This window comes from Bradyrhizobium sp. IC3123 (assembly GCF_020193625.1).
Taxonomy (GTDB): domain Bacteria; phylum Pseudomonadota; class Alphaproteobacteria; order Rhizobiales; family Xanthobacteraceae; genus Bradyrhizobium; species Bradyrhizobium yuanmingense.
This window is the reverse complement of sequence record NZ_JADYVF010000013.1, coordinates 84100-108642: the sequence shown is the minus strand read 5'-3', so window position 1 is coordinate 108642 and position 24543 is coordinate 84100. Positions and strand designations below refer to the sequence as shown.

At 63.9% G+C, this 24543-nt stretch carries 24 protein-coding genes; 12 read left to right on the top strand and 12 right to left on the bottom strand.

What is annotated here, in order from left to right; translation table 11 throughout:
• Positions 1-37 precede the first annotated feature (37 nt).
• From I6F20_RS30960 to I6F20_RS30935, 6 genes are all read right to left on the bottom strand, one after another.
• The gene (locus tag I6F20_RS30960; RefSeq protein WP_036015736.1) at positions 38-1156 is read right to left on the bottom strand and encodes a cobalamin-independent methionine synthase II family protein; all 1119 of its coding nucleotides are present in this window, start codon (positions 1154-1156) and stop codon (positions 38-40) included.
• Positions 1157-1175: 19 nt separating this feature from the next.
• Complete coding sequence (locus I6F20_RS30955) at positions 1176-1892, bottom strand: ABC transporter ATP-binding protein (protein ID WP_036029900.1); 717 nt, start codon at positions 1890-1892, stop codon at positions 1176-1178.
• Positions 1885-2640, bottom strand: a complete 756-nt coding sequence (locus I6F20_RS30950) for an ABC transporter ATP-binding protein (RefSeq protein WP_225129335.1) — start codon at positions 2638-2640, stop codon at positions 1885-1887. The genes I6F20_RS30955 and I6F20_RS30950 overlap by 8 nt, the downstream gene beginning before the upstream one ends.
• The gene (locus I6F20_RS30945; RefSeq protein ID WP_225129333.1) at positions 2637-3665 is read right to left on the bottom strand and encodes a branched-chain amino acid ABC transporter permease; all 1029 of its coding nucleotides are present in this window, start codon (positions 3663-3665) and stop codon (positions 2637-2639) included. Before I6F20_RS30945 ends, I6F20_RS30950 begins: the two co-directional genes overlap by 4 nt.
• A gap of 8 nt (positions 3666-3673) precedes the next feature.
• Positions 3674-4543, bottom strand: a complete 870-nt coding sequence (locus I6F20_RS30940; protein ID WP_036015727.1) for a branched-chain amino acid ABC transporter permease — start codon at positions 4541-4543, stop codon at positions 3674-3676.
• 202 nt (positions 4544-4745) lie between these two features.
• The gene (locus tag I6F20_RS30935; protein ID WP_036015725.1) at positions 4746-5924 is read right to left on the bottom strand and encodes an ABC transporter substrate-binding protein; all 1179 of its coding nucleotides are present in this window, start codon (positions 5922-5924) and stop codon (positions 4746-4748) included.
• Between the two features lie 576 nt (positions 5925-6500).
• On the opposite strand from I6F20_RS30935, the gene I6F20_RS30930 reads away from it, so the two are divergent.
• The gene (locus tag I6F20_RS30930) at positions 6501-6782 is read left to right on the top strand and encodes a hypothetical protein (protein WP_036015722.1); all 282 of its coding nucleotides are present in this window, start codon (positions 6501-6503) and stop codon (positions 6780-6782) included.
• Positions 6783-6854: 72 nt separating this feature from the next.
• On the opposite strand, the gene purU is transcribed toward I6F20_RS30930, so the two are convergent.
• Positions 6855-7718, bottom strand: a complete 864-nt coding sequence (gene purU, locus I6F20_RS30925) for a formyltetrahydrofolate deformylase (protein ID WP_036015720.1) — start codon at positions 7716-7718, stop codon at positions 6855-6857.
• Positions 7719-7859: 141 nt separating this feature from the next.
• Between purU and I6F20_RS30920 the strand changes: the two genes are divergently transcribed.
• Positions 7860-8702, top strand: coding sequence for a uroporphyrinogen-III synthase (locus I6F20_RS30920; protein WP_225129332.1), 843 nt, complete (start codon positions 7860-7862; stop codon positions 8700-8702).
• Positions 8703-8826: 124 nt separating this feature from the next.
• Entirely contained in the window at positions 8827-10089 is a 1263-nt protein-coding gene (locus tag I6F20_RS30915; protein WP_225129330.1) for an MFS transporter, read from the top strand.
• 19 nt (positions 10090-10108) lie between these two features.
• Here I6F20_RS30915 and I6F20_RS30910 read toward each other — a convergent pair whose 3' ends face one another.
• The 4 genes from I6F20_RS30910 to I6F20_RS30895 form a co-directional block, all read right to left on the bottom strand.
• Complete coding sequence (locus tag I6F20_RS30910) at positions 10109-10516, bottom strand: DoxX family protein (RefSeq protein ID WP_036029880.1); 408 nt, start codon at positions 10514-10516, stop codon at positions 10109-10111.
• 3 nt (positions 10517-10519) lie between these two features.
• Entirely contained in the window at positions 10520-10738 is a 219-nt protein-coding gene (locus tag I6F20_RS30905; RefSeq protein WP_036015710.1) for a DUF4287 domain-containing protein, read from the bottom strand.
• A 61-nt stretch (positions 10739-10799) separates the two neighbouring features.
• On the bottom strand, positions 10800-11414 hold the full coding sequence (locus tag I6F20_RS30900) for a helix-turn-helix transcriptional regulator (protein WP_158644890.1): 615 nt from the start codon (positions 11412-11414) through the stop codon (positions 10800-10802).
• 115 nt (positions 11415-11529) lie between these two features.
• The gene (locus tag I6F20_RS30895) at positions 11530-12210 is read right to left on the bottom strand and encodes a Crp/Fnr family transcriptional regulator (protein ID WP_036015705.1); all 681 of its coding nucleotides are present in this window, start codon (positions 12208-12210) and stop codon (positions 11530-11532) included.
• 333 nt (positions 12211-12543) lie between these two features.
• Between I6F20_RS30895 and I6F20_RS30890 the strand changes: the two genes are divergently transcribed.
• The 6 genes from I6F20_RS30890 to I6F20_RS30865 all read left to right on the top strand — a co-directional run bounded on the left by I6F20_RS30890 (position 12544) and on the right by I6F20_RS30865 (position 19708).
• On the top strand, positions 12544-13365 hold the full coding sequence (locus I6F20_RS30890) for an ABC transporter ATP-binding protein (RefSeq protein WP_225129328.1): 822 nt from the start codon (positions 12544-12546) through the stop codon (positions 13363-13365).
• Positions 13362-15293 carry a long-chain fatty acid--CoA ligase gene (locus tag I6F20_RS30885; protein WP_225129326.1) on the top strand — a complete coding sequence of 644 codons (1932 nt, stop codon included), beginning with the start codon at positions 13362-13364 and terminating at the stop codon, positions 15291-15293. Before I6F20_RS30890 ends, I6F20_RS30885 begins: the two co-directional genes overlap by 4 nt.
• 118 nt (positions 15294-15411) lie before the next feature.
• Positions 15412-16305 carry a branched-chain amino acid ABC transporter permease gene (locus I6F20_RS30880; RefSeq protein ID WP_018643253.1) on the top strand — a complete coding sequence of 298 codons (894 nt, stop codon included), beginning with the start codon at positions 15412-15414 and terminating at the stop codon, positions 16303-16305.
• Between the two features lie 3 nt (positions 16306-16308).
• A complete protein-coding gene (locus I6F20_RS30875; RefSeq protein WP_036015700.1) occupies positions 16309-17382 on the top strand; it encodes a branched-chain amino acid ABC transporter permease in 1074 nt (357 codons plus the stop codon).
• 42 nt (positions 17383-17424) lie between these two features.
• On the top strand, positions 17425-18708 hold the full coding sequence (locus I6F20_RS30870) for an ABC transporter substrate-binding protein (protein ID WP_225129324.1): 1284 nt from the start codon (positions 17425-17427) through the stop codon (positions 18706-18708).
• A gap of 160 nt (positions 18709-18868) precedes the next feature.
• Positions 18869-19708, top strand: coding sequence for an ABC transporter ATP-binding protein (locus I6F20_RS30865; protein ID WP_225111905.1), 840 nt, complete (start codon positions 18869-18871; stop codon positions 19706-19708).
• A 12-nt stretch (positions 19709-19720) separates the two neighbouring features.
• On the opposite strand, the gene I6F20_RS30860 is transcribed toward I6F20_RS30865, so the two are convergent.
• A complete protein-coding gene (locus I6F20_RS30860; RefSeq protein WP_225129322.1) occupies positions 19721-20872 on the bottom strand; it encodes an AGE family epimerase/isomerase in 1152 nt (383 codons plus the stop codon).
• A gap of 86 nt (positions 20873-20958) precedes the next feature.
• Here I6F20_RS30860 and I6F20_RS30855 point away from each other — a divergent pair, with 86 nt between their 5' ends.
• The 3 genes from I6F20_RS30855 (at position 20959) to I6F20_RS30845 (ending at position 24540) form a co-directional block, all read left to right on the top strand.
• Positions 20959-22182, top strand: a complete 1224-nt coding sequence (locus I6F20_RS30855; RefSeq protein ID WP_225129320.1) for a phenylacetate--CoA ligase family protein — start codon at positions 20959-20961, stop codon at positions 22180-22182.
• A 623-nt stretch (positions 22183-22805) separates the two neighbouring features.
• On the top strand, positions 22806-24173 hold the full coding sequence (locus tag I6F20_RS30850) for a site-specific DNA-methyltransferase (protein WP_109143112.1): 1368 nt from the start codon (positions 22806-22808) through the stop codon (positions 24171-24173).
• A complete protein-coding gene (locus tag I6F20_RS30845; protein ID WP_146207709.1) occupies positions 24166-24540 on the top strand; it encodes a DUF5681 domain-containing protein in 375 nt (124 codons plus the stop codon). Before I6F20_RS30850 ends, I6F20_RS30845 begins: the two co-directional genes overlap by 8 nt.
• Positions 24541-24543: the final 3 nt, after the last annotated feature.

The window sequence follows — 24543 nt, the reverse complement described above, 5'->3', positions numbered from 1 at the left end:
CGCGTCCGGGACACGGGTGAGCCTTAACGGCGGAGCCTTACTGCCCCCACACTTCCTTCGCGATCTCGACCGCGAGGCTGAGCTTGGCCCACTGCTCCTCCTCGGAGAGGATGTTGCCCTCTTCCGTCGAGGCAAAGCCACATTGCGGCGACAGCGCGAGCTGCTCCAAGGGCGCGAACTTGGCGGCTTCTTCCAGGCGTCGCTTGATATCGTCCTTCTTCTCGAGCTCGCCGAACTTCGAGGTGATGACGCCGACCACGACGACCTTGTTGCCCTTGGGCAGGAACCGCAGCGGCTCGAAGCCGCCGGCGCGGTCACTGTCGTACTCCAGGAAGTAGCCGTCGTAATTGGTGCCGGCGAGCATGGTCTCGGCCACCGGCTCGTAGCCACCCGAGGAAATCCAGGTCGAGCGGAAATTACCGCGGCAGACGTGGGTCGTCACCACCATGTCGGCCGGCTTCTCCGCCAGCGCGTAGTTGATGATGCGCGCATAGATCTGTTGCAGCCCATCCGGATTATCGCCGCGCTCGCGTGCCTTCTGCAATTCGTCCTGCGAGCAGAGATAGGCCCAGACGGTGTCGTCGAACTGGAGATAGCGGCAGCCGGCGTCGTAGAACGCCTTCACGGCCTTGCGGTAGGTCTTGCCGAGATCTTCGTAGAAGGCGTCGAGATCGGGATAGACGTCCTTGGAGATCGACTTGCGTCCGCCGCGGAAGTGGAGCACTGCCGGCGAAGGGATCGTCATCTTGGCGGTGACGTGAGCCTGGTCGGCGACCTTCTTCAGGAAGCGGAAGTGGTCCAGCATCGGGTGGCTGTCTGGAAAGTCGAGCTTGCCGATGACGCGGACCGCATCGTGACGGGTCTGCACGCCCGTGAACTGGATGCCGGTGTCGGGGTGAAACAGCTCGCAGCCCGTGAGCTTGGCCAGGAAGTCGAAATGCCACCAGGAGCGGCGGAATTCGCCGTCGGTCGCGAGCTTCAGCCCGATCGAGGCCTGCTTGTGCACGACCTTCTCGATCTCCATGTCCTCGATCTTGCGCAGATCGTCGGCCGAGATCTCGCCCTTCTCCAGCCGGCTACGGGCTTCCTTGATCTTGAGCGGACGCAGGAGGCTGCCGACCTCGTCGGCGCGGAAGGGGGCTGTGGTTCGCTGCATGTGTTACTCCCTGGACATCTTAGTGGGCCGCCGCCCCGGCGACGCCGAGATGGCGCTCCAGGACAGAGGGGTCGGTCTTCAGCGCGGCGCTCGGAGCGTCGTGGACGATCGTTCCGCGCTCCAATATCACAACGCGATCGGCGAGCCCCAGAATCTTTTGGGCATTCTGCTCTACGATGATCGAGCAGATACCTCCGGACCGGGTGATGGTCCCGATCGCCTTCAAGAGTTCCTCGACGATGATGGGCGCAAGGCCCTCCATCGGCTCGTCCAGCAGCAGGACTTTCGGATTGAGGGTAAGTGCGCGACCGATCGCCAGCATCTGCTGCTCGCCGCCGGAGAGCTGGTTGCCGAAATTGCTCCGCCGCTCCTTCAGCCGCGGGAACATCTCGTACACCTTCTCGACCGTCCAGGGACCGGGCTGCGCTACGGCGGTCATGTTCTCTTCCACCGTCAGCGAGCGGAAGATGTTGCGCTCCTGCGGCACCCAGCCGATGCCGGCGCGCGCCCGCTGGTCGGGCCGCATCGCCGTCACATCGGTGCCGGCCAGCGCAATGGAGCCTGCGAAGCGGCGCGTGACGCCGACGATGGAGTTGATCAGCGTGGTCTTGCCGGTGCCGTTGCGCCCGAGCAGCGCCAGCACCTGTCCTTCGGCGAGGCGGAGCGTCATCTTCGGCAGCACCACCGCCTCGCCGTAGCCGGCGCGAAGCGAATCGATCGCGAGCAGGTCAGACATCGACCGCCTCCTCGCCGAGATAGACCGCCTTCACCTGCGGATCGCGCGCGACCTCTTCGGGCGGGCCTTCGGTCAGCAGCGCGCCCGAGACCAGCACCGAGATGCGATCAGCAAAGGAGAACACGAGGTCCATGTCGTGCTCGATCAGGAGCACGGTGACGTCCCGCGGCAGGCTGCCCACGACGGCGAGAATGTCGTGGCGCTCGCTCTCGGGCACGCCGGCGGCGGGCTCGTCGAGCAGCAGCACGCGCGGCTTGGCCGCAATGGCCACCGCGATCTCGAGCAGGCGCTGCTTACCGTAGGGCAGCGTCACGGTCTCTTCGTTCATGACGTCGAGCAGATGGAAGCGGGAGAGCAGATCGGCGGTCTCGCCATTGACGTCACTGCGCGTGCCCATCCGTCGCCACCAGTCGCCGCCATGGCCGAGGCGCTCGGAGACCGCGAGCCCGATGGTCTCCAGGGGAGTCAGGTCCGGGTAGAGCTGGTTGATCTGGAACGTGCGCGACAACCCGCGCAGCACGCGCTTGTGCACCGGCAGATCGGTGATGTCCCGGCCTTCGAGCAGGATGCGGCCCGAGTTCGGCTTCAGCACGCCCGTGAGCTGGTTGATGACCGTGGTCTTGCCGGCACCGTTCGGACCGATCAGCGCGTGGCGGGCGCCCTGCTCGACCTTCAAGGACAGATCGCGGGTGACGCGCAGGCCGCCGAACTGCTTTTCGAGATTCTGGGTTTCGAGCGCGATGGTCATGAATCGCTCTCCGGCACGGCAACAATCGCCTTGCGCCCCGCAATCCGCCTGATGATCAGGTTCGGCACATACAGCACCCAGCGATGCAGGCGCTGGCGGCCGACCAGCACGATCACGACCAGCACGAGCCCGATCCAGAACTGCCAATATTGCGGCGTGATGGTCGAGAACAATTCCTGGAGCATGCGGAAGATCACCGCGCCGACCAGCCCGCCGTAGAGATAGCCGGTACCGCCGATCACCAGCACCAGCATCAGGTCCGCGGAGCGCTCGAAGGCGAACACGTCCAGCGAGGCGATCGCGGTCGTCTGAGTGAACAGCGCCCCGGCAATGCCGGCATAGAACGCAGCCAGCGTATAGATCGCGATCAGGCGACGGTTGACCGGAATGCCAATGGCGGCGGCACGGAGCGGATTGTTCTTGATGGCGCGCAGCGACAGGCCGAACGGGGAATGCACGACGCGGCGGGCGAACAGGAACAGCAGGAACAACACGGCGAGCGAATAGAAGAAGCCGGCCTTGCCGAACATGTCGAACGGGATCTGGCCGAAGATCGGCTGCATCTCGATGCCCTGCAGGCCGTCGGTCCCGCCGGTGATATTGGAGAAGCGCTCGGCGAGCGCTTCCAGCAGCAGCGCAATGCCGAGCGTCACCATCAGGCGCGTCAGGTCGACGCCGCGGATCACCAGGAAGCTGGTGGCAAAGCCGAGCACCATGGCGGCAAGGCCGGCGACGATCAGCGCCAGCACGGGCTCCTTGACGATGCCGTGAAGCGCCAGCAGCCCCGCAGCATAGGCGCCGACGCCGAAGAAGGCGGCATGGCCCAGCGAAACGATGCCGGCATAGCCGAGGATGAGATCGAGCGACATCGCGAACAGCGCGAGGCGCAGGATGTCGGTCATGATCAGATAGCGCGACGGAAATGCGAAACCGAAGGCCAGCACGATCAGCCAGAAGGCGATTTCGCCGTAGTGCCAGCGCGCCTGGCGCTGGGCATGAAAGCCGACGTCGGAAGCAGCGCTCATCGGCGAACTCAACGCGCGGCCGTGCGGCCGAACAGGCCGTTCGGGCGCCAGATCAGGATCACGATCATGATGGTGTAGATCACGAAGGGGCCCATCTTCGGCACGTAATATTTGCCGGCGACGTCGCCGATGCCGAGCAGCAGCGAGGCGAGGAACGGGCCCGTTATCGAGGAGGAGCCGCCGACGGTGACCACGATCAGGAAGTAAATCATGAACTTCAGCGGGAAATACGGATCGAGGCCGAGGATCTCGGCGCTGAGCGCGCCGCCGAGGCCGGCGAGCCCGCAACCGAAGGCAAAGGTGAAAGCGAACACCTGCGGCACGTTGATGCCGAGACCGCTCGCGGCGCGGGGGTCATCGACCGCCGCCCGCAGGCGGCTGCCGAAACGCGTCTTCGCCAGAACCATTTGAAGCGCGATGGTCAGCAGGCCGCAGATCACGATGATCATCAGCCGGTAGCGGCCGATGCCGACGCCGAACAGATCGAACTGGCCTTGGAGCGCGGCGGGCAAATTGATGAAGACCCGCGAGGATCCCTGGATGTAATCGACGGCTGCCACCGACATGAAGGTCAGGCCGATCGTGAACAGCACCTGGTCGAGATGGCTGCGGGCGTAGAGATGACGGTACAGCGTCCGTTCGAGCGCGATGCCGATTGCAGCCGAGGAGACGAAAGCGAGCGGCAAAGCGGCGAAGAACGGCCAACCCATCCGGTTGACCAGCACCATGCAGATATAGCCCCCCGCCATCGCGAAGGCGCCGTGGGCGAGATTGACGAAGTTCATCAGGCCCAGCGTGACCGCGAGCCCGCAGGCGAGCACGAACAGCAGCATGCCGTAAGCGACGCCATCGAACAGGTTGGTGAGGATTGCGGTCATCAGCAGTCGAGGGTCATCTCAAGTGTGGCCAAGGGCCGTGCTGCACTCCCTCTCCCGCTTGCGGGAGAGGGTTGGGGAGAGGGTCTTTCCACTTGGAGGATTCCCGACGACGAGAGAACCCTCACCCGGCGCTCCGCGTCGACCTCTCCCGCAGGGCAGGCGGGAGAGGTGAGGAGAGCCCCGGATGACGCGCTTTCGCGCGTCACTTCTTGGTCTTGCCGAGATCCTTGACCGCCTCGAAGGTCGCGAACTCGACATTGTAGAGTTCGCCATCCACTTTCTCGACCTTGCGGATGTAGATGTTCTGCACGATGTCGCGGGTCTCGGGGTCGATCGAGATCGGACCGCGCGGGCTCTCCCACTTCTGGCCCTTCATGGCCTCGATCAGCTTGTCGCCGTTGGTGTCGCCACCTGTCTTCTTCAGCGCCTCGTAGATCAGGTGGATGCCGTCATAGCCGCCCACGGCCATGAAGCCCGGACGGTTGCCGAAGGCCTTCTTGTAGGCCGCGACGAAATCCTTGTTCATCTGCGAGGGGTGCGCCGCGGAATAGAGATGCGCGGTGACCGTGCCGAGCACGGCGTCGCCCATGTTGTTGAGCAGATCGTCGTCGGTGACGTCGCCCGGCCCGATCACCTTGATGCCGGCCTTGTCGAGGCCACGCTCGGCATATTGCTTCATGAAGTTGCCGCCCTGGCCCGCCGGCACGAACACGAAGATCGCGTCCGGCTTTGCGTCCTTCATGCGCTGCAGGAACGGAGCGAAGTCGGGGTTCTGCAGCGGCACCTTGACTTCTTCGACCACCTCACCGCCGCCGGCCGTGAAATGCTGCTTGAAGAAGTTGAGGGCGTCATTGCCCGGCGCGTAGTCCGAGGTCAGCGTCGCGACCTTCTTGATGCCGTTCTTCACCGCCCAATCGCCGATGATGGTCGAGGACTGCGCCAGCGTGAAGCTGGTGCGCACGATATAGGGCGAACGTTCGGTGATAATGGAGGTGCCGGCCGCCATCACGACTTCAGGAATCTTGGCCTGAGTGGCCAGCGGCGCGGCGGCGAGCGCGGCCGGCGTCACGCCGAAGCCGGCGATGAAGTTGACCTTGTCGTTGACGATCAGCTCCTGCGCGGCAGTCTTGGTCTTATCCGGGATCGCCGCGTCGTCCTTGACGATGATTTCGATCTTCTTGCCGGCGACGGTGTCGCCCTTCTGCTGCATGTAGAGCTTGATCGCGTTCTCGATCTGCTTGCCGGTCGAGGCCTGGCCGCCGGTCATCGGCAGGATCAGCCCGATCTTGACCGTGTCTTGCGCCTTGGCAGGCGCGACGGCCGCGAGGCCCGCGATCGCAACGACCGCTGCGGTGCGTAAAAAAATCCTGCGTTCGAACATCAGATGTCCCTCCCCTTCATTCCTCACCTCTTGTGCGGCGGACCGAGTACCCGGTCCTTGCCGCGCTTCACTCACGGACAAGCCATGCCGTGCGGCCACATGGCGTCCTCTGTAACCCCGTTGTCAATCGAACGTTGGGCGACCATTAGGCGCAAGCCGCGCAATCTGCCTCAACAACGGCGGAGAGCTATTTGTACGATTGTACAAATGAAATGGTCCTGTCAACGAAAAAGCCCTGTGACACTGGGCCGGAGGGCGATGGCCTTGCCACCCTACGAGGGCCGCACCACACCGGGGATGGAGGATTCAGTCTCTCATTTGCAGAATCCGGACATCTTAAGTGCGTCCGTGGCATGCCCCGTCCTACGATCCGTCCAATGACAAATACCTGGTGTATACCGTACCAGCAGCGGCGACCTCATCAAGTGCAAAATTTGCCTATTATAATACCTTCTCTGTATACAGCTTTGCCCTCCCTCGAATAGGCCAATTTTACCTATTGAGAGATATGGTTGCCGCTAACGCCTATGGCGCTCCACCATCCGCGCCCCGTCGGGGGCACGACCAGAGATATTCATGCGTTCTCGCTCGCTTTCGATCGCCGCCGCACTCGCCCTGCTCAATCTCGCAGGCTGCGGGACGGTCAACGAGAAGCTCTCCGCCGGGATGGGCGACTACGTCCCGCAATGGGCCGGCGGCCTGCCCGCTGATGCGCCGCCGCGGCCCGGCACGCCGCAATACGATGCCTACATGAAGGAGCGCGAGCGCAAGCGGCTGATGCCGGCGACCGATCGCGAGAAGGAAGAACAGGCCCAGAAGGGCGCGACGGGGACGACGTCGGCTGGCGCGGGGCGCTGAGGAAGCGAATGGCGAACAGGGAGTAGCGAATAGGGCGCGCTCCCCCTGCACTCACCATTCGTCCCCCATTCGCTAATCCACGAACACCACGGTCTTGCGGCCGTTGAGGATGACGCGGTCGTCGAGATGGTAGCGGATGGCCCGGGCCAACACGCGGCGCTCGATGTCACGGCCTTTGCGGACCAGATCTTCCGGCGTGTCGCGATGGCTGATGCGCTCGACGTCCTGGTCGATGATCGGGCCCTCGTCGAGGTCGCGCGTGACGTAATGCGCGGTGGCGCCGATCAGCTTGACCCCGCGCTCATGGGCCTGGTGATAGGGCTTGGCACCCTTGAAGCCCGGCAGGAATGAGTGGTGGATGTTGATGCAGCGCCCCGACAGCTTTGCCGAGAGATCGTCGGACAGGATCTGCATGTAACGGGCGAGCACCACCAGATCGGTCTTCGTCTTGCCGACGAGGTCCATGATCTGTGTCTCCTGCTCTCGCTTGGTCTCCTTGGTGACGGGCAAATGGTGGAAGGGGATGCCGCCGAAATCGAGCCCGGCATAGACCTCGCGCGGGTGATTGGAGACGATCGCGGTCGGAATCATCGGCAATTCGCCGGTTCGCCAGCGATAGAGGATGTCGACCAGGCAGTGATCGGACTTCGAGACCAGCAGCATCACCTTGCGATGCGCAGCGCGGTCGCGCATCTGCCATTCCATGCCGAAACGCTCGGCGATCGCGGCGAAGCCGGTCTGCAGTGCCGCGAGTTCCACGGCAAGATCGGCCGCTGTGAACACCACCCGCATGAAGAACTTCTTGGTCTCGACGTCGTCGAACTGCTGGGCGTCGAGGATGTTCTGTCCGTTATGAGCGAGAAACGTCGAGACCGCCGAGACGATGCCTGGGCGATCCGGACAGGACAGGGTCAGGACGTATTGATGGTCGGGCAAGGCTCGGCTCTTGATGAAGGTTTGTGCAGCGGAACGATCCAGCGGATTGCGCCCTGCTCTAGCACCGACCCGCCCTTGCGCCAATCCCAACCGCGGAGTCAGGATGAACGGACAATTGCGAATTCTCAACGGAGCATACCCATGGCCGACCGCTTGAACGGCTACCGCATCCTGATCCTGGAAACGCGCGAGGAGGCGCAGTTTTCCAAGCTTCTGGCCGAGCAAGGCGCCGAGGTCGTGCAATGCCCGATGTTCACCATCCATGATGCGCCGGACCCGGCTCCAGTCGAGGCCTGGATCCGCCGCGCCATCGACAAGCCCTTCGACGATCTCGTGCTGATGACCGGCGAAGGCCTGCGCCGCATCATGAAGCTCGCCCGTGCCCGCGGCCTCGACGCCGCCCTTGTCGCGGTGCTCGCCCAGGCGCGCAAGTTCACCCGAGGCCCGAAGCCGGGCAAGGCGCTGCGCGAGATCGGCCTCGAGACGCAGCAGACCACGGAGAAGCCGACCACCGAAGGCGTGATCGAGATGCTGGCCAGACTCGACCTTAAGGGGCGGCGCCTCGGTCTGCAGCTCTATCCCGACAAGGATCATAGCGCGCTGACCGGCGCGCTGGCCGCGCAAGGCGCCGACGTCGATACGGTGCTGCCCTACGTCTACGATTCCAAGGCTGCCGATGCCAACATCGTCGCCGCCATTGACGACATGGCAGAGGGACGCATCGACTCGATCGCCCTGACCAATCTCGGCCAGGTCCGCCGGCTGATCGAGGTTGCCAAGGCGCGCGGCAGCGAGACGAAGCTGCGCGCAGGTCTCGAACGCACGCTGATCGCATCGGTCGGCCCGGCCGTTTCCGGCGAGCTCGCAGCGCATGGCTTGCGCACGGACGTCTCGCCCGCCGACGAAGCCTATTTCATGCGTCCTCTGATCTCGGCCATGGCAAGTGCGTTCGCCGACAGGAAAGCGGCCAGCGCGGCGAGGTAAGAGCCGAGCGCGGGGGCGGCCTGCGGCGATTGCGATTGACACCGGCATCGCCAGCGTTAGGTTGCACCACAGCAAGAAGAAACAACAAGGTTAAGGAAATCGCCGTGACACGCGTCATCGCGTCGTGAGCGCCACTGCACGACCTTCGGCGCTCGCGCCATTCCGCATCCGCAACTACCGCTTCCAGTGGCCGTCCGATCTGCTCACCTCCTGGGCCTTCGAGGTCGAGACGCTGGTGCTCGGCTGGTACGTCATCGTCGAGACCGGCTCGGTGCTGCTGCTCACGCTGCTGGCTTCACTCCAGTTCGTCGGAACATTGGTCGCGCCCGTGTTCGGCATGATCGGCGACCGGATCGGCCATCGCGATCTCCTGGTCGTCATGCGCCTTGCCTATACGGCGCTGTCGTCGACCATCATGGTCCTCGCGCTGAGCGGTCATCTGTCGCCGCTGAGCGTCATGATCATCGTCACGATCATGGGCTTGATCCGCCCCTCCGATCTCGGCGTTCGCGGCGCGCTGCTCGCCGATATCATGCCGGCCGAGCAGCTGGTGGGCGCCATCAGTGTTGCGCGCACGACCCAGGACAGCGCGCGCATTGCCGGAGCGTTGACGGGGGCCGGGCTGTTCGCCGTGCTCGGTATCGGCCTCGTTTATGTGGCGATCGCCTGCCTTTACTTCGCGGCAGCGCTTCTCATGCTCTGCCTGACCCAGCCGAAAAGGACCGTCACCACGAGCGATCTTCCCGCAAGCAGCCACACCGTTTCGCGGCTGCTTGGCGACCTCAAAGAGGGGATCGTCTATGCCTGGAACGGGCCGGCAATGCGCGCGGCGCTGTGCGTCGCTTTTCTGGCGAATCTCACCGCATTTCCTTTCACGGGCGGATTGTTGCCCTACATCGCGCGAGAGATCTTTCACACTGATCAGACCGGCCTCGGATATCTCTCGGCGAGCTTCGCCGTCGGCTCGCTGATCGGCTCCATCACGCTCAGCCTGGTCAGTGGCGTGCGCATTGCCCGGCTTCTGATCGGCGCAACGCTGGCCTGGTACGCCATGCTGCTGGTGTTCGTCGAGGTCAGGACGATGCCGGTGGCGATGGCCTGCCTCGTCCTCGCCGGTATCGCCCAGAGCATGTCGATGATCTCGGCTGCCGTCATCCTGATGCGCACCGCGAGCGCACATCTGCGCGGCCGTGTCATGGGCGTGCGCATGATGGTGATCTATGGCTTGCCGATCGGACTGCTCGCGGCCGGCAGCCTGATCGACGTCATCGGCTATTCCGCGACGGGCTCGCTTTATGCCGGCGCAGGATTCGTCGCGATGGTGGCAATCGCGATCCGCTGGCGCGCCGATCTGTGGCCGGCGCACGCGCCGGCCAATGCGCGATGACGGCGTCCCCGTAACGACGTCAGACCTCCACCGGCGGCGATCTCAGAGGAAGCAACGCCGCCACCCGCGAATCGCGCAAATAGAGACCGCCCCAGGCAAGACCAGCAAGATAGACGCCGAACAGCATATGGCTGAAGAGCGGGTTGCCGACCCGCAAGTGAACCGCCACCGTGCCGCCCATATAGGCGGTCAGCAGGATCGCACCGAGCACGGCTGTTCGCGGGAAGCCGTAGAGCGCGGTGCAGGCCAGCGCCACCACGCCCAGCGCGCGCGCCAGATCGGCCGAGGGGGGATAGCCGAGCTCGGCGGTCGCGTTGATCACGACGTCCAGCGGGACGAGCTTCATCCCGGCATCAAACAGCATGAAGGCAATCACGAGCCCGCTCATGACCCAGCCGGCCACATGTCTCGACTTGGAAATCGTCATCACCTACGACGCCTTCCCCTTGAGAAGGGCGACGATGGCCATCGCATGGCCGTGGCCAAGGCCGAACTCGTCCTTGAGCGCGGCCACGATGGCACCCGCTTTCACGCCGGCGGCCAATCCCGCCCCGGTCGAAAAACCCCGGTCCTTGCCCCATTTGCGAAACTGGTCCGGGCTCTTGCCGGTCTTGGCCTGGATATTGTCGAGATAGGCCTTAAAACTCACCGCAGCGCTCCTCCGATGTTTGCTCCACCAGCGCGGCCGGAGCGATCCAGGCATATTGCGATCAGGACGTAGTCGTCTTGTATGAAAACGACAATTGCGGCCGCTCGCGCGAGAGGCGCGCAGGCGTCATGCCGATCAGTTGCCTGACCGAGCGGGTAAGATGGGCCTGATCGAAATAGCCAGCGCCCGATGTCGCGTCCAGAACGGAGCTGCCGCTCACCAGCAAGGCCGCGGCGCGACGCGCCCGCTCGATCTGCTGATGGCTGCTGAACGTCATGCCCGTAACGCGGCGAAAGTGGCGCTGAACCGAACGCCGGCTCATCCAGTCGACGTCGCCGTCGATCGCCGCATCGGTCGCGTGGCTGCGTGCGATGACACCCGCGCGCGCCATGCGAGCGACGAGACTTTCCGCATCGTCATAGCCTGGAATGTCCCAGCTCAGACCCGAAAACAGAAAACGGCCGTTGGGCAGCACCGGCAACTGCATGTTTTGATGGTCGATCAGTGCGCTCGTCGGTATCTCCGGCAGGTAGGTTCCCAGCCGAAACCGGATCGCCAGCCATTCGCCGCTCGCGGGACATTCGACGAGTGTCCCGCGGGTGACCGGCCCTCGGAGCGTCACCGCCAGAAGCTCCGGGAGCCTGGTGACCACAAGCTCGATATTTCCCTCGGCCATCGACAGGAACGAGCCGCCACGCCGGCTCCGGCTGCGCCATACCCGCTCGACGTAAGGCGAGTCCGACGCGCGATGGTCGAACTCTATGAGCACTGAAGCACCGGGAATGCGCAGATCATCGTTCCTCCCCGTAGCTCCCGAGCCGCGCGATATCGAGGATCGTGACCCCGCCATATTCCAGCCGCAGCAGCCCCTCCTTCTCCAGCCGGTTCAGCGCGCGGTTGGCGTTCTGCCGGGACATGCCGGAGAGCGCGCCGATCTCCTCCTGGGTGATCTCCAGATGCGCAGTCGATTCCGGATAGAGGATCGGGTTGAACAGCGAGGCGATGCTGCGGGCGAGGCGCGCGGTGGCATCGAGCGTGCGGTTGACCTCGAGCATGCCGATGAACTGGCCCAGCCGCTCGTTGAGTTGGCGCACCAGGAAGCGGTTGAAGCCGACGCTGTTCTCGAACAGCCACATGAAGGCGCTGCGTTCCATCAGCGCGATGCGGCTGTCGCGCAGCGCGACCACGTCGTAGCGGCGCGGCTCGTTCTTGAGCACGCTGCCCTCGCCGAACCAGGCCCCTGCCGTCAGCCCGGCAAGGCTGGTCTCCTTGCCGTCGCGCGAGACCCCGCCCATACGGGCAAGGCCGCCCACCATGCCGGCCCAATAGGCAAAAATATCACCGCGCATGAACACGCTCTCGCCGGTGCCGTAGGACCGTTCCGTAATTCCGGCGCGCGCGACCTCGATCTCGGCTGGTGTGAGCTCACGCGACCAGGCGGCAATGCGCTTCAGATGATCCTCTGAAATCATGATCTCGAAGCCAGCCGCACCGTTCTGTCACCCCATGCTCCTGTTGCACTGCAACAGAATCGCTTCGGCCATCCATCCGACGAAAGATGAAGACCCGCTCGGCCCGACAACTTTGTCGCAGAATTGTCAGGCCGGCGACATTTCAAAATAGCGCTTTCCCCTATTGAGGACCACCTCGGGCGATGCGGCTTTTGATCCCTCACGGGAACGAAGGTGGCGCCGGTCCGGTCGAGACCAATAGCTGCATGGTCTGGCCGGCACGACCGTACTAGGATCGCCTGACAGGAACGGAAGAGCGCCAATCAAGCGCCATCACCGGGAGGGATTCGTTTGGTGGCTACCAGTCTCGAAGTGCGCGGCGTGTCCTTACGATTCGGCGGCGTCCGCGCGCTGACCGACGTCAGCTTCGCTATCAGGGAAGGCGAGCTGTTCTCGATCATCGGCCCCAACGGCGCCGGCAAGACCTCGATCGTGAACTGTATTTCCGGCCGCTACAAGCCGACCGAAGGCCAGCTGTTCTATCAGGACCGCGACATCACCGGCTTGACGCCGAATGCCCGCGCCTCACTCGGCATCGGCCGCACCTTCCAGAATCTCGCGCTATTCCACCATATGAGCGTGCTCGACAACATCATGGTCGGCCGCCATCACCTGCTGAGGAACAATTTCCTCACGGGCTCGCTGTACTGGCTCACCGGCGCGCGCAAGGAGGAGCTCGAGCACCGTCGCAAGGTGGAAGAGATCATCGACTTCCTCGATCTGCAGCCGGTGCGCAAGGCCACCGCCGGCACCCTCCCCTACGGCCTGCGCAAGCGCGTGGAGCTCGCCCGCGCTATGGCGCTGGAGCCGCGCCTGATCCTCCTCGACGAACCGATGGCCGGCATGAATTTCGAGGAGAAGGAAGACATGGCCCGCTACATCGTCGATCTCAACGAGGAGTTCGGGATGACGGTGGTGATGATCGAGCACGACATGGGCGTGGTGATGGATATCTCCCATCGCGTCATGGTGCTGGATTTCGGCAAGAAGATCGCCGAAGGCGATCCGGCGACCGTGCTCGCCGATCCGCACGTCAGGCGCGCCTATCTCGGCGAGGAGGACGAGGTGCTGGTCGATCCCGATGATGCGTCTCCGGCGCAGGAGAGCGCGGCATGATGGATTATGCAGGCCGCGTCGCGCAGGCCGACACCTATCCGAAGATGCTCCGGCTCAATGCCAGGGAGCACGGCAACGAGATCGCGATGCGCGAGAAGGATCTCGGGCTCTGGCGCATCTTCACCTGGAACGACTATCAGGCCCGCGTGCGCGATTTCGCGCTCGGCCTCATCGAGCTCGGCCTGGGCCGCGGTGATGTCATCGCCATCATCGGCGACAACCGGCCCGACTGGGTCGCGGCAGAAGTTGCGACGCATGCCATTGGCGGCCTCAGCCTCGGGCTCTATCGCGACGTCCTGGACGAGGAAGCTTCCTATCTCCTCAACTACGGCGAGGCGCAGCTGGTCTTTGCCGAGGACGAGGAGCAGGTCGACAAGCTGCTCATCCTTGCAGAGCGCGTGCCGAAGCTGAAGCACATCATCTATTCCGATCCGCGTGGGATGCGGAAATACGACGACCCGCGCCTGATGCCGGCGGAGAAGTTCGCCGAGCTCGGCCGCGCGCGGGCAGCACGCGAGCCGGAACTCTACGACAGATTGGTCGATGCCACCGAGGGCGAGGACGTCGCGATTCTCTGCACGACGTCGGGCACCACCTCGCATCCGAAGCTCGCGATGCTCGCCGCCGGACGCGTGCTCGGCCATTGCGCCACCTATCTCGCCTTCGACCCCAAGGGTCCCGATGACGAATACGTGTCGGTGCTGCCGCTGCCCTGGATCATGGAACAGGTCTACGTGCTCGGCAAAGGTCTGCTCTGCCGGATGAAGATCAACTTCGTCGAAGAGCCGGACACGATGATGAACGATCTGCGCGAGATCGCACCGACCTTCGTTCTGTTCGCGCCCCGCGTCTGGGAATCGATTGCCGCCGACGTCCGTGCCAAGGTGATGGACGCAACGCCCTTCAAGCAGCGCCTGTTCGACATCGGCATGAAGTCGGGCCTTGCCGCGCTCGAACAGGGCAAGCGCTCGGGCTTTGCCGACGCGATCCTGTTCCGCGCACTGCGCGATCGCCTCGGCTTCACCCGGTTGCGTTCGGCCGCGACCGGCGGCGCGGCGCTCGGGCCTGACACCTTCAAGTTCTTCCAGGCCATGGGCGTGCCGCTGCGCACGCTCTACGGTCAGACCGAGCTGCTCGGGGCCTACACGCTGCATCCCGAGGGCAAGGTCGATCCTGATACCACCGGCGTACCGATGGCCGACAATGTCGAGATCCGTATCGACAATGCCGACGTCCACGGCGTCGGCGAGATCGTCGTGCGGCACCCCAACATGTTCCTCGGCTACTACAAGAACCCCGAGGCCAGCGTCGCCGACATCAAGGACGGCTGGATGTGCTCGGGCGACGCCGGCTATTTCAACGCCAACCACCAGCTCGTCGTGATCGACCGCATCAAGGATCTCGCCGAGACCTCCCGCGGCGAGCGCTTCTCGCCGCAATTCATCGAGAACAAGCTGAAATTCTCGCCCTATATCGCCGAAGCTGTGGTGCTTGGGGCCGGCCGCGACGCGCTCGCGGCAATGATCTGCATCCGCTACTCCATCATCTCGAAATGGGCGGAAAAGAACCGCCTCTCCTTCACGACCTACAGCGACCTCGCCTCACGGCCGGAGGTCTACGCGCTGCTGCAGAAGGAGGTCGAGACCGTCAACGCCACGCTGCCGCCGGCCCAGCGCATCTCGCGCTTCCTGCTGCTCTACAAGGAGCTCGACGCCGACGACGGCGAGCTCACCCGGACGCGAAAGGTGCGCCGCGGCGTCATCAACGAGAAATACGCCGGCATCATCGATGCCATCTACCGCGGCGATTCCGACATCCCCGTCGACACCGTGATCCGCTTCCAGGACGGCACCACACAGCGGGTGCGAACGACGCTGCGCGTGGTGGACCTCGGCGGGCACGGGCACATGGCGGAGGCTGCGGAGTGATACAGATCCTCGTCATGCGCGGGCTTGACCCGCACAACCATCCTCTTCCGAACAGTCTTCCTTCCTCATCGATGGATTGCCGGGTCAAGCCCGGCAATGACGGGCTGAGTCACCCAACATGAACACCGCCTTCCTCATCCAGCTCCTGGTCAACGGCCTCGTGGTCGGCACGCTCTATGGCGTAGTCGCGATGTCGTTCGTGCTGATCTACAAGGCGACGCAGGTCGTCAACTTCGCGCAAGGTGAATTGCTGCTGGTCGGCGCCTGGGTGTGCTGGGCCTTGCTGGCGAAATACCAGGTGCCGTTCTGGATCGGCATGCCGATCACGCTGGTGTTCATGTTCGTGTTCGGCATCGCGGTGCAGGTGCTGATCCTGCGGCCGATGATCGGCGAGCCCATCATCTCGGTGATCATGGTGACGATCGGCCTCTCCACCGTGCTGCAGGCGACGCTGAAATGGATGTTCGGCGTCAATCCGCAGCCGTTCCCGCGCGTGTTCGAGAGCCAGTCGGTCAGCCTGTTCGGACTGCAGATCCAGACCGTCTACGTCATGAGCCTCGTGGTGTCGGTCGCGATGATGATCGGCATGGCCTGGTTCTTCCGCGCGTCGAAGTACGGCCTTGCGATGCGCGCCACCGCGTTCAACCAGCAGGTGGCGCAGTCGCTCGGCATTTCCGTCAAGAGCGTGTTCGCGATGGCCTGGGCGATCTCGGCGACCGTCTCGGCGGTCGCCGGCGTCGTCGTCGCCGTCGTCAATGGCGTGTCCTCGGGCCTTGCTGCCTACGGCATCAAGGTGTTTCCGGCGGCGATCCTCGGCGGGCTCGATTCCGTCGGCGGCGCGGTGCTCGGCGGCATCATCATCGGGCTTTTGGAGAACGTCGCCCAATATGTCGACAGCGAGTATCTGCACTGGGGCAATCTCTACGAGATCGCGCCGTTCTACGTTCTCATCATCGTGCTGATGATCAAGCCCTACGGCCTGTTCGGCACCCACGACATCGAGCGGATCTGATCCATGGCCGGCCCTGCCCTCATTCCCGCTGGTGATTTCCGCACCACTTACGCCGCGGACACCACGATCTTCCCGACCACCACCAGCCGCAACTTCGCGATTCTGGGCGTCGCGCTGCTCTGCCTCGCGCCGCAACTCTTCAGCGGCTACTGGCTCAGCATTCTGATCCAGATCGGCATCTTCTCGATCGCGGCGCTCGGCCTCAATATCCTGGTCGGCTTCACCGGCCAGATCTCGATCGGACACGCGGCCTTCTTCCTGCTCGGCGCCTTCACCTCGGCCTACATCTCCAATAATGCGCCGATCCCGGTGTTCTTCGCGATCCCGCTCGCGGGACTCGTGACGGCGCTGGTTGGGTTGATCTTCGGCATCCCCGCGGCGCGGCTGAAGGGACTCTACCTCGTCATTGCAACGCTGGCCGCTCAATACATCCTGCTCGACTTCTTCTCGCGCGCCGAGTGGTTCTCCGGCGGCTCGGTGCCGGCGAGCGCCGAGCCGTTCTCGATCTTCGGCTACACGCTGCGGGGCGACAGGCAATATTTCTACGTCGTGCTGGCCTATGTGCTCTTGAGCTACATCCTCGTCACCAACCTGATGCGCACGCGCGATGGCCGCGCGCTGGTGGCGATCCGCGACCATTATCTCTCCGCCGAGATCATGGGCATCAACCTCACCAGGTACCGCACGCTGTCGTTCGGTCTCGCCGCCTTCTTCGCCGGCATCGCGGGCGCGCTCTACGCGCACTATCAGCTCGTGGTCTCCCAGGAAGGCTTCGGCATCGAGCGCTCAATACTGTTCCTGGCCATGATCATCATCGGCGGCACCGGCTCGATCATGGGCACGCTGATGGGCACCGCCTTCGTGGTGCTGCTGCCCGAGGCGATGGAGTTCATCAGCCATCATTTGAAGGGCGGCGCGATCGACAAGGCGCTCTCGCTTAACACCAACATCACCTTTCTGCGCGAGATCGCGATCGGGGTGATCATCATCGCATTCCTGATGTTCGAGCCCGATGGGCTCGCGCATCGCTGGCGACAGATCAAGGCGTATTGGAAACTCTACCCGTTCTCGCATTGAGCACGGCTACTTCACTTAAACGATAACAGGAGGAACCAACCCATGAAGACCAAATCGCTTTTAAGCACCGCGTCGCTCGCGTTTGCGATCGCTGGTTTTGCGGCCGGTGCGCAGGCCCAGATCGCCGTCGGCCATCTCGCCGACTACTCCGGTGCGACGTCGGACGTTGGCACGCCCTACGGCCAGGCCGTCGCCGACACCTTTGCCTGGATCAACAAGAACGGCGGTATCGGCGGCAAGCAGGTCAACCTCGATACCAACGACTACGGCTATCAGGTGCCGCGCGCGATCGCGCTCTACAAGAAGTGGTCGGCGCCGGATGGCAAGGTTGCAACGATCATGGGCTGGGGTACCGCAGATACCGAAGCGCTGACCGGCTTTGTTGCGCAGGACAAGATTCCCTATATCTCCGCCTCCTACGCGGCGGCGCTGACCGATCCGGAAGGCGTGAGCGGCAAGGCCAAACCCGCGCCCTACAACTTCTTCTACGGCCCGAGCTATTCGGACGCGATGCGGGCATTGGTGACCTGGGCGGCGGAAGACTGGAAGGCCAAGGGCAAGAGCGGTAAGCCGAAATTCGTCCATATGGGCGGCAATCATCCGTACCCGAACGCGCCGAAGGCCGCCGGCGAGGCGATCGCCAATGAGCTCGGCTTCGAAGTGCTGCCGCCGATCGTGTTCGCGCTGACGCCCGGCGATTACTCCGCGCAATGCCTCAGCCTGAAGAGCTCCGGCGCCAACTACGCCTATCTCGGCAACACCGCAGCCTCGAACATCTCCGTGCTCAAGGCCTGCAAGACCGCCGGCGTAGACGTGCAGTTCCTCGGCAATGTCTGGGGCATGGACGAGAACGCCGCCAAGACCGCGGCTGACGCCGCCGACGGCGTCGTCTTCCCGCTACGCACGGCCGTAACCTGGGGCGGCAACGCGCCAGGCATGAAGACGGTGATGGAAATCTCGAAAATATCGGATGCAAGCGGCAAGGCCTATCGCCCGGTGCACTATATCGCAGGCGTCTGTAGCGCTCTCTACGCCAGGGAAGCGCTCGACTGGGCCGCCAAGAACGGAGGTGCCACCGGTGAGAACGTCGCCAAGGGCTTCTACCAGAAGAAGGACTGGGTGCCGGCCGGCATGGACGGCGTCTGCAATCCCTCGACCTGGACCAACAAGGACCATCGCGGCACCCTCAAGGTCGATCTCTATCGCACCAAGGTCTCCGGTTCGACCAATGCCGACCTGAACGACCTGATGGCCAACGGCACGATCAAGCTCGAGAAGGTCAAGACCGTCGAGCTGCCGCGCAAGCCGGAATGGCTGGGGTGGTGAGCCCGGCTTTCACCACGCGAACACTGTCATCCCTCGCGTTGTGCGCAATTGCGCACCCGGGCGGGGGATCCAGTACGCTGCGGCTTCTCGATGAATCTCAGGCGCCTCTGGACTACTGGTCGCCCGGTCAAGCCGGGCGATGACAGCGGAGTTTTGAAGCATGACCGACACCCTCGAAGCATCCCGCGCCAAGCCAACCGCCGTGGAGTCCGCTCCCCTCCTCGCCGTGCGCAACATCGAGGTCGTCTATGACGATGTGATCCTGGTGCTGCGCGGCCTCAGCCTCGACGTGCCCAAGGGCGCGATCGTGGCGCTGCTCGGGGCCAACGGCGCCGGCAAGTCCACGACGCTCAAGGCGATCTCGGGGCTGCTCAAGACCGAGGACGGCGAGGTGACGCGCGGCGAGATCCTGTTCGAGGGCGAGCGGATCAACGGCATCGATCCCGACAAGATCGTCCGCCGCGGCATCTTCCAGGTGATGGAGGGCCGGCGCATCGTCGCCGACATGACCTCGCTCGAGAATCTCAAGCTCGGCGCCTTCACGCGCCGGGACCGCGAGGTCGACGCCGACCTCGACATGGTCTTCAGCTATTTCCCGCGCTTGAAGGAACGCACCGGCCTTGCCGGTTATCTCTCCGGCGGAGAGCAGCAGATGCTCGCAATCGGCCGCGCGCTGATGGCGCGCCCGAAAATGATCCTGATGGACGAGCCTTCGATGGGCCTCTCGCCGCTGCTGGTGAAAGAGGTGTTCTCGATCATCCAGAAGATCAACCGCGATCTCGGCGTCACCATCCTCCTGGTCGAGCAGAATGCGCGCGCGGCGCTCTCCGTGGCGAGCCACGGCTACATCATGGAGCAGGGCAAGGTCGTGCTCGACGGCAGCGCCGACGCATTGCGCGACAACGAGGACGTCAAGGAATTCTACCTCGGCGGCGCCGGCGACCAGCGCAAGAGCTTCAAGAACCTCAAGAGCTTCAAGCGGCGCAAGCGCTGGCTGTGATCCACAAGGAGCCTAGCCGAGCACCTGCTCGGCTTCCGTGACCGCGCAGAGAACATGATAGAACGACGACGCAGGAATGGTGTCGATCAGCGATTTGCCGTCGCGATCGAACTGGTCGTACCAGCCGCCCTTGACGGGATGGCTGAGATAATGCCGTTCGAGCCGCACCAGCGCCGCGCGCGCCTCGTCCGCCGCACCCGCCTCGCCGGATTCGGCCTGCGCGATCCACGCCTTCGCGATCTCGGTTTGCGGCCACAGCCGGCGCGTGCTGCGGCGGATGTTGCCGCTTGCGTCGCCCTCGTCGACGAGGCAGCCCGTCGCCTCGTCGCGATAGCGCAGCGAGGTCTCCAGCAATTCCGCACGCCGCTGGCTGGTCGGGCATCCCGTGATGCGTTCAAAACTCTTCAGCAGCCAGACCCATTCCGCCTGGTGACCCGGCTCGACGCTGACCGGCTCGATCTTCGACCAGTCCTCCTCGAAATATTCCGACAATACGTGCCTCTGCTTGTCGTAGAGGTTGGCGAGGAACAATGCGAAGAATTCTCCGGCACGGTTCTGGAACGACAGATCGTGGGTCGCCTCGAAGCACGCGATCATCGCCTCGAACAGATGCATATGCGGGTTCTGCCGGCGCGGCAGCGAGACCGGAAGGCCTTCGTGAACGCCGCCATGCGGCGAGCGCAGGTGGCCGTCGAGGAAGGCGAGCAGCGCATCGATCTCGGCGCGGACCTGCGCATCCTGGTCGAGCGCATAGACGCTGGCGAGCGCAAACAGGATGAAGGCGTGGTCATAGGCATCACGCCGGGCATCCAGCACCGATCCGTCCGGCGTCAGCCGGTGCACATAGCCGGGCCGGCCATCGGGCGCCTTCGCTTTGGCCAGCAGGTGCTCCAGCCCCTTCAGCGCAATCGCGCGCCCCTCGGGATACCAGCCCATCTGTGCCGCCTTGGCGTAGCACCAGATCTGGCGGGCCTGCACGAACACGCGCCGGGGCGCGGCGGCATCCGCCGCACCGTCGCGGTGCAGCCGGTCGATGAAGCCGCCTGCGGCGTGATCCCAGCCGACCGTCGACCACAGCGGCAGCGCCTCGTCGATCATACGGCGCTTCAGGCGCGCAACGACGTTCGACGCCTCGTCCGCCGCAATGATTCCTTCGTCCGCCATCGGGTCCCTTTCAAGCCTCGCCACTGGCGGTCTGATAGCCATGCCGGTGGCGGCGCGCAACGGATGCCAACACGGAAAGAACAGCCATGACCGCCCATTACGACGCCCGCGAGACGCGTGAGCAAGCCGCGCGCGAGGCCGACCTGTTCGCCCGCCTCCCGGAGGTGCTGCGAGCCGCGATGGCCGCCCCGGCCTATGCCGAGCGGCTGAAAGGCTTCGATCCCGCCGCCGTGACCTCCAGGGCGGCTCTGGCGGATTTGCCGGTGTTGCGCAAGTCGGAACTGCCCGCCCTGCACAAGGCCTCCGCGCCCTTCGGAGGCTTCGTGGCGGCGGCGCCTGGCTCGTTCGCCCGCCTCTTTACCTCCCCAGGCCCGATCTTCGAGCCGGAAGGGCGACAAGCCGATCCCTGGCGCGGCGCAAGGGCGCTGTTCGCAGCCGGGTTCCGCCCCGACGACATCGTCCTCAATACCTTCAGCTACCATCTCACCCCCGGGGGATTCATCTTCGATGCGTCGGCGCGGGCGCTAGGGTGCGCGGTGATCCCCGCCGGCCCCGGCAACACAGAGCAGCAGTTCGAGCTGATCGAGGCCTACCGGCCGGTCGGCTACAGCGGCACGCCGGACTTCTTGAAGATCCTGCTCGATGCCGCCGCAAGCTCGGGGCGTGACGTTTCCTCGATCAAGCGCGCGCTGGTCTCGGGCGCAGCGTTTCCGCCCTCGCTCCAGGCCGAGATCAAGGGGCGCGGCATCGATGCCTACCAGGCCTTCGGTACCGCCGATCTCGGCCTCATCGCCTTCGAGACCGAGGCCCGCGACGGCATGGTGGTGAACGAGGACCTGATCCTGGAGATCGTCAAGCCCGGCACTGGCGATCCGGTCGCACCAGGTGACGTCGGCGAGATTGTCGTGACTTCGCTCGACCCGCACCATCCCTGGATCCGGCTCGCGCTCGGCGACCTCACCGCGGCCCTGCCCGGCACGAGCCCGTGCGGGCGCACCAACATGCGCATCAAGGGCTGGATGGGCCGCGCCGACCAGACCACCAAGATCAAGGGCATGTTCGTCCGTCCCGAGCAGATCGCCGAGATCGGCAAGCGCCACGCGGGGCTCGGAAGACTTCGCCTCATCGTCACGCGCCAAGGCGAGACCGACGCCATGACGTTGAGAGCGGAAGCTGCGCCCCCTAGCGACTCGCTACGCGACGACATCGCGGCCAGCTTGCGCGCGATAACGAAGCTCGGAGGAGCCGTCGAGCTGGTCGGTCCCGGCACGCTGCCGAATGACGGCAAGATCATCGTGGACGAGCGCTAAAACTCCAAAATTCCATTCCCTGCGAACAGGGAATTCTGCAGGGAAAATCATTCCAGCGTGCCGGACCGCGACGCATGAACACGTGGGAAGTGCCTTGAAATCTTGGGCATCTCGGCCGCGGAGCGACAAAACTGGAACAGGGAAATGTCCGGTGTAGAACAGGCAATGCACCCGTCCGAAACAGGGACCCGCCAAGGCGCTCAAGGCAGGCTGACAAGTTCATCACTTCGCCGATTTCAAAATCGGAGCGGCGAAGCGATCTAGGTCGATCGTCAGTCATTTCCCCCGGCTGGTTCCGGTTGGTCTTCGCGGGTGTGGGGCGACCGGAACTTCAGCGGCGAGCATGGCGTGCAAGCCTGAAATTCCCGAGCCGGCCCAACCCAATTCCGCTTTAGGCGGGCCAAGGGGACGGCGCTGGGTCGGTTGGAAAACCAACCGGCTCGCCCACCCCAACCTTGAGGTGATCTCGTTGCCGCTGGATTGGCCTATCACGGGCCACGACCACGCGTGCCTTTCGGCTTTGAGCCGTCCTCCGGCTCATTTCATCGATGAGAGCGCCCGTCCTTCTGTTACAGAGCCGATATTCCGGTGCTTAGAGGGCCTTTATTTGCGCCGGAGCAGTCATGCCCATCGAAAAGTCGAACTCCCCTAGACTGTGGCTCGACTATCTTCCTGTACAGATTCTGACGAAAAATGCCCGCAATCCGCGCCGCCATCCGCAGCAGCAGATCGATCAAATTGCCAAGAGCATCAATACGTTTGGAGTGAACAGACCAATCGGCGCCGACGAAAATCTCAAGATCATCTACGGCAACGCGGTCGTCACCGCTGCCGAGCAACTCGGGATATCGGAATTACCGGTCGTCATTATTCGACACTTGTCGCCGGCCGAGAAACGGGCTTTCGCCCTCGCCGACAACAAAATCGCCGCCAACGGCACCTGGGATCTGCAACTTCTCAGAGAGGAACTGCAGGTCCTTGTCGATCTGAACTTCGATTTCGACGCGATCGGATTTGACACGCCAGAGATCGATTTGATCCTGGATCAGCCCTCCGGGGACGATGACCGCCTGCCCGAGCTTGGACCTGCCGTGCCGGCGGTCACCAGGCGAGACGACGTCTGGCGGCTTGGCAGCAGCCGGCTGATCTGCGGCGATGCCTTGGACGAGCAAGCCTACAAGACCCTCCTGCACGATCAGCGGGCACGCGCGGTGATCGCCGATCCGCCCTACAACGTTGCCGTCGACGGCCATGTCAGCGGCCGCGGCAGCATCAAGCACCGCGAGTTCGCCATGGCCTCCGGCGAAATGACGCCGCAACAGTTCACCGAATTTTTGACCACGGCCTGCGTGCTCTCCGCCAGATACAGCGTCGATGGCTCGCTGCACTACATATCTATGGACTGGCGGCATTCGTTCGAGCTGTTGACCGCGGCACGACGTGTTTACGCCGAGCATAAGAACACCTGCGTCTGGGCCAAGACCAATGCCGGCATGGGTTCGTTCTACCGCTCCCAGCACGAACTCGTTCATGTGTTCAAGAACGGCACCGCGCCGCACATCAACAACATTGAGCTCGGCGTCCACGGCCGCACTCGAACCAATCTGTGGACCTACCAGGGCATCAACAGCTTTGGCCGGCAGCGCGACGAGCTGCTGGCTTTGCATCCCACCGTGAAGCCTGTTGCCTTGATTAGCGACGTGATCAAGGACTGCACACGGCGCGGCGACCTTGTTTTGGATCCTTTCGCAGGATCCGGAACCACCGTGATCGCCGCAGAGAAGACCGGCCGGCGCGCCGCTCTGTTAGAAATCGACCCGCTATATTGCGACGTCATCGTACGCCGTTGGCAAAATCACACCGGTCAGACCGCAATCTGCGTCAGGACTGGCCGTAGCTTTGCCGACCGAGAAGCGGCGGCCGCCGCCCTGACTTACGCGCGGCCGCTTCTGCTGCCTGGCCCCTCTCGCAAGGGAGACGCTCGTGACTGACGATCAAGGGGCGGGCTACGGCCGCCCGCCCATTTCAGGGCGCTTTACGAAGGGGCAGTCAGGTAATCCCAAGGGTCGGCCAAAGGGATCGCGCAATCTCAGGACGGACCTGAGCAGCATGATGAAAAGGCGCGTCCAGATTCGCGAGGATGGCGAACCGCGCTTGGTGAGCCGGCAGGAGCTCGTGCTCCTCAGACTGTTCGAGCGGGCCGCAAAGGGCGATACCAAGGCCTGCACGCAACTGTTCAACATGATCATGAAGTTCGAGCCCGGGGAGCAATCCCACAGCGAGACCACAATCGTCACCGAGCATGATCAAGAGATTATTGCAGATTTTCTACGCCGCCATTCCAAACATGAGGAGTGATCC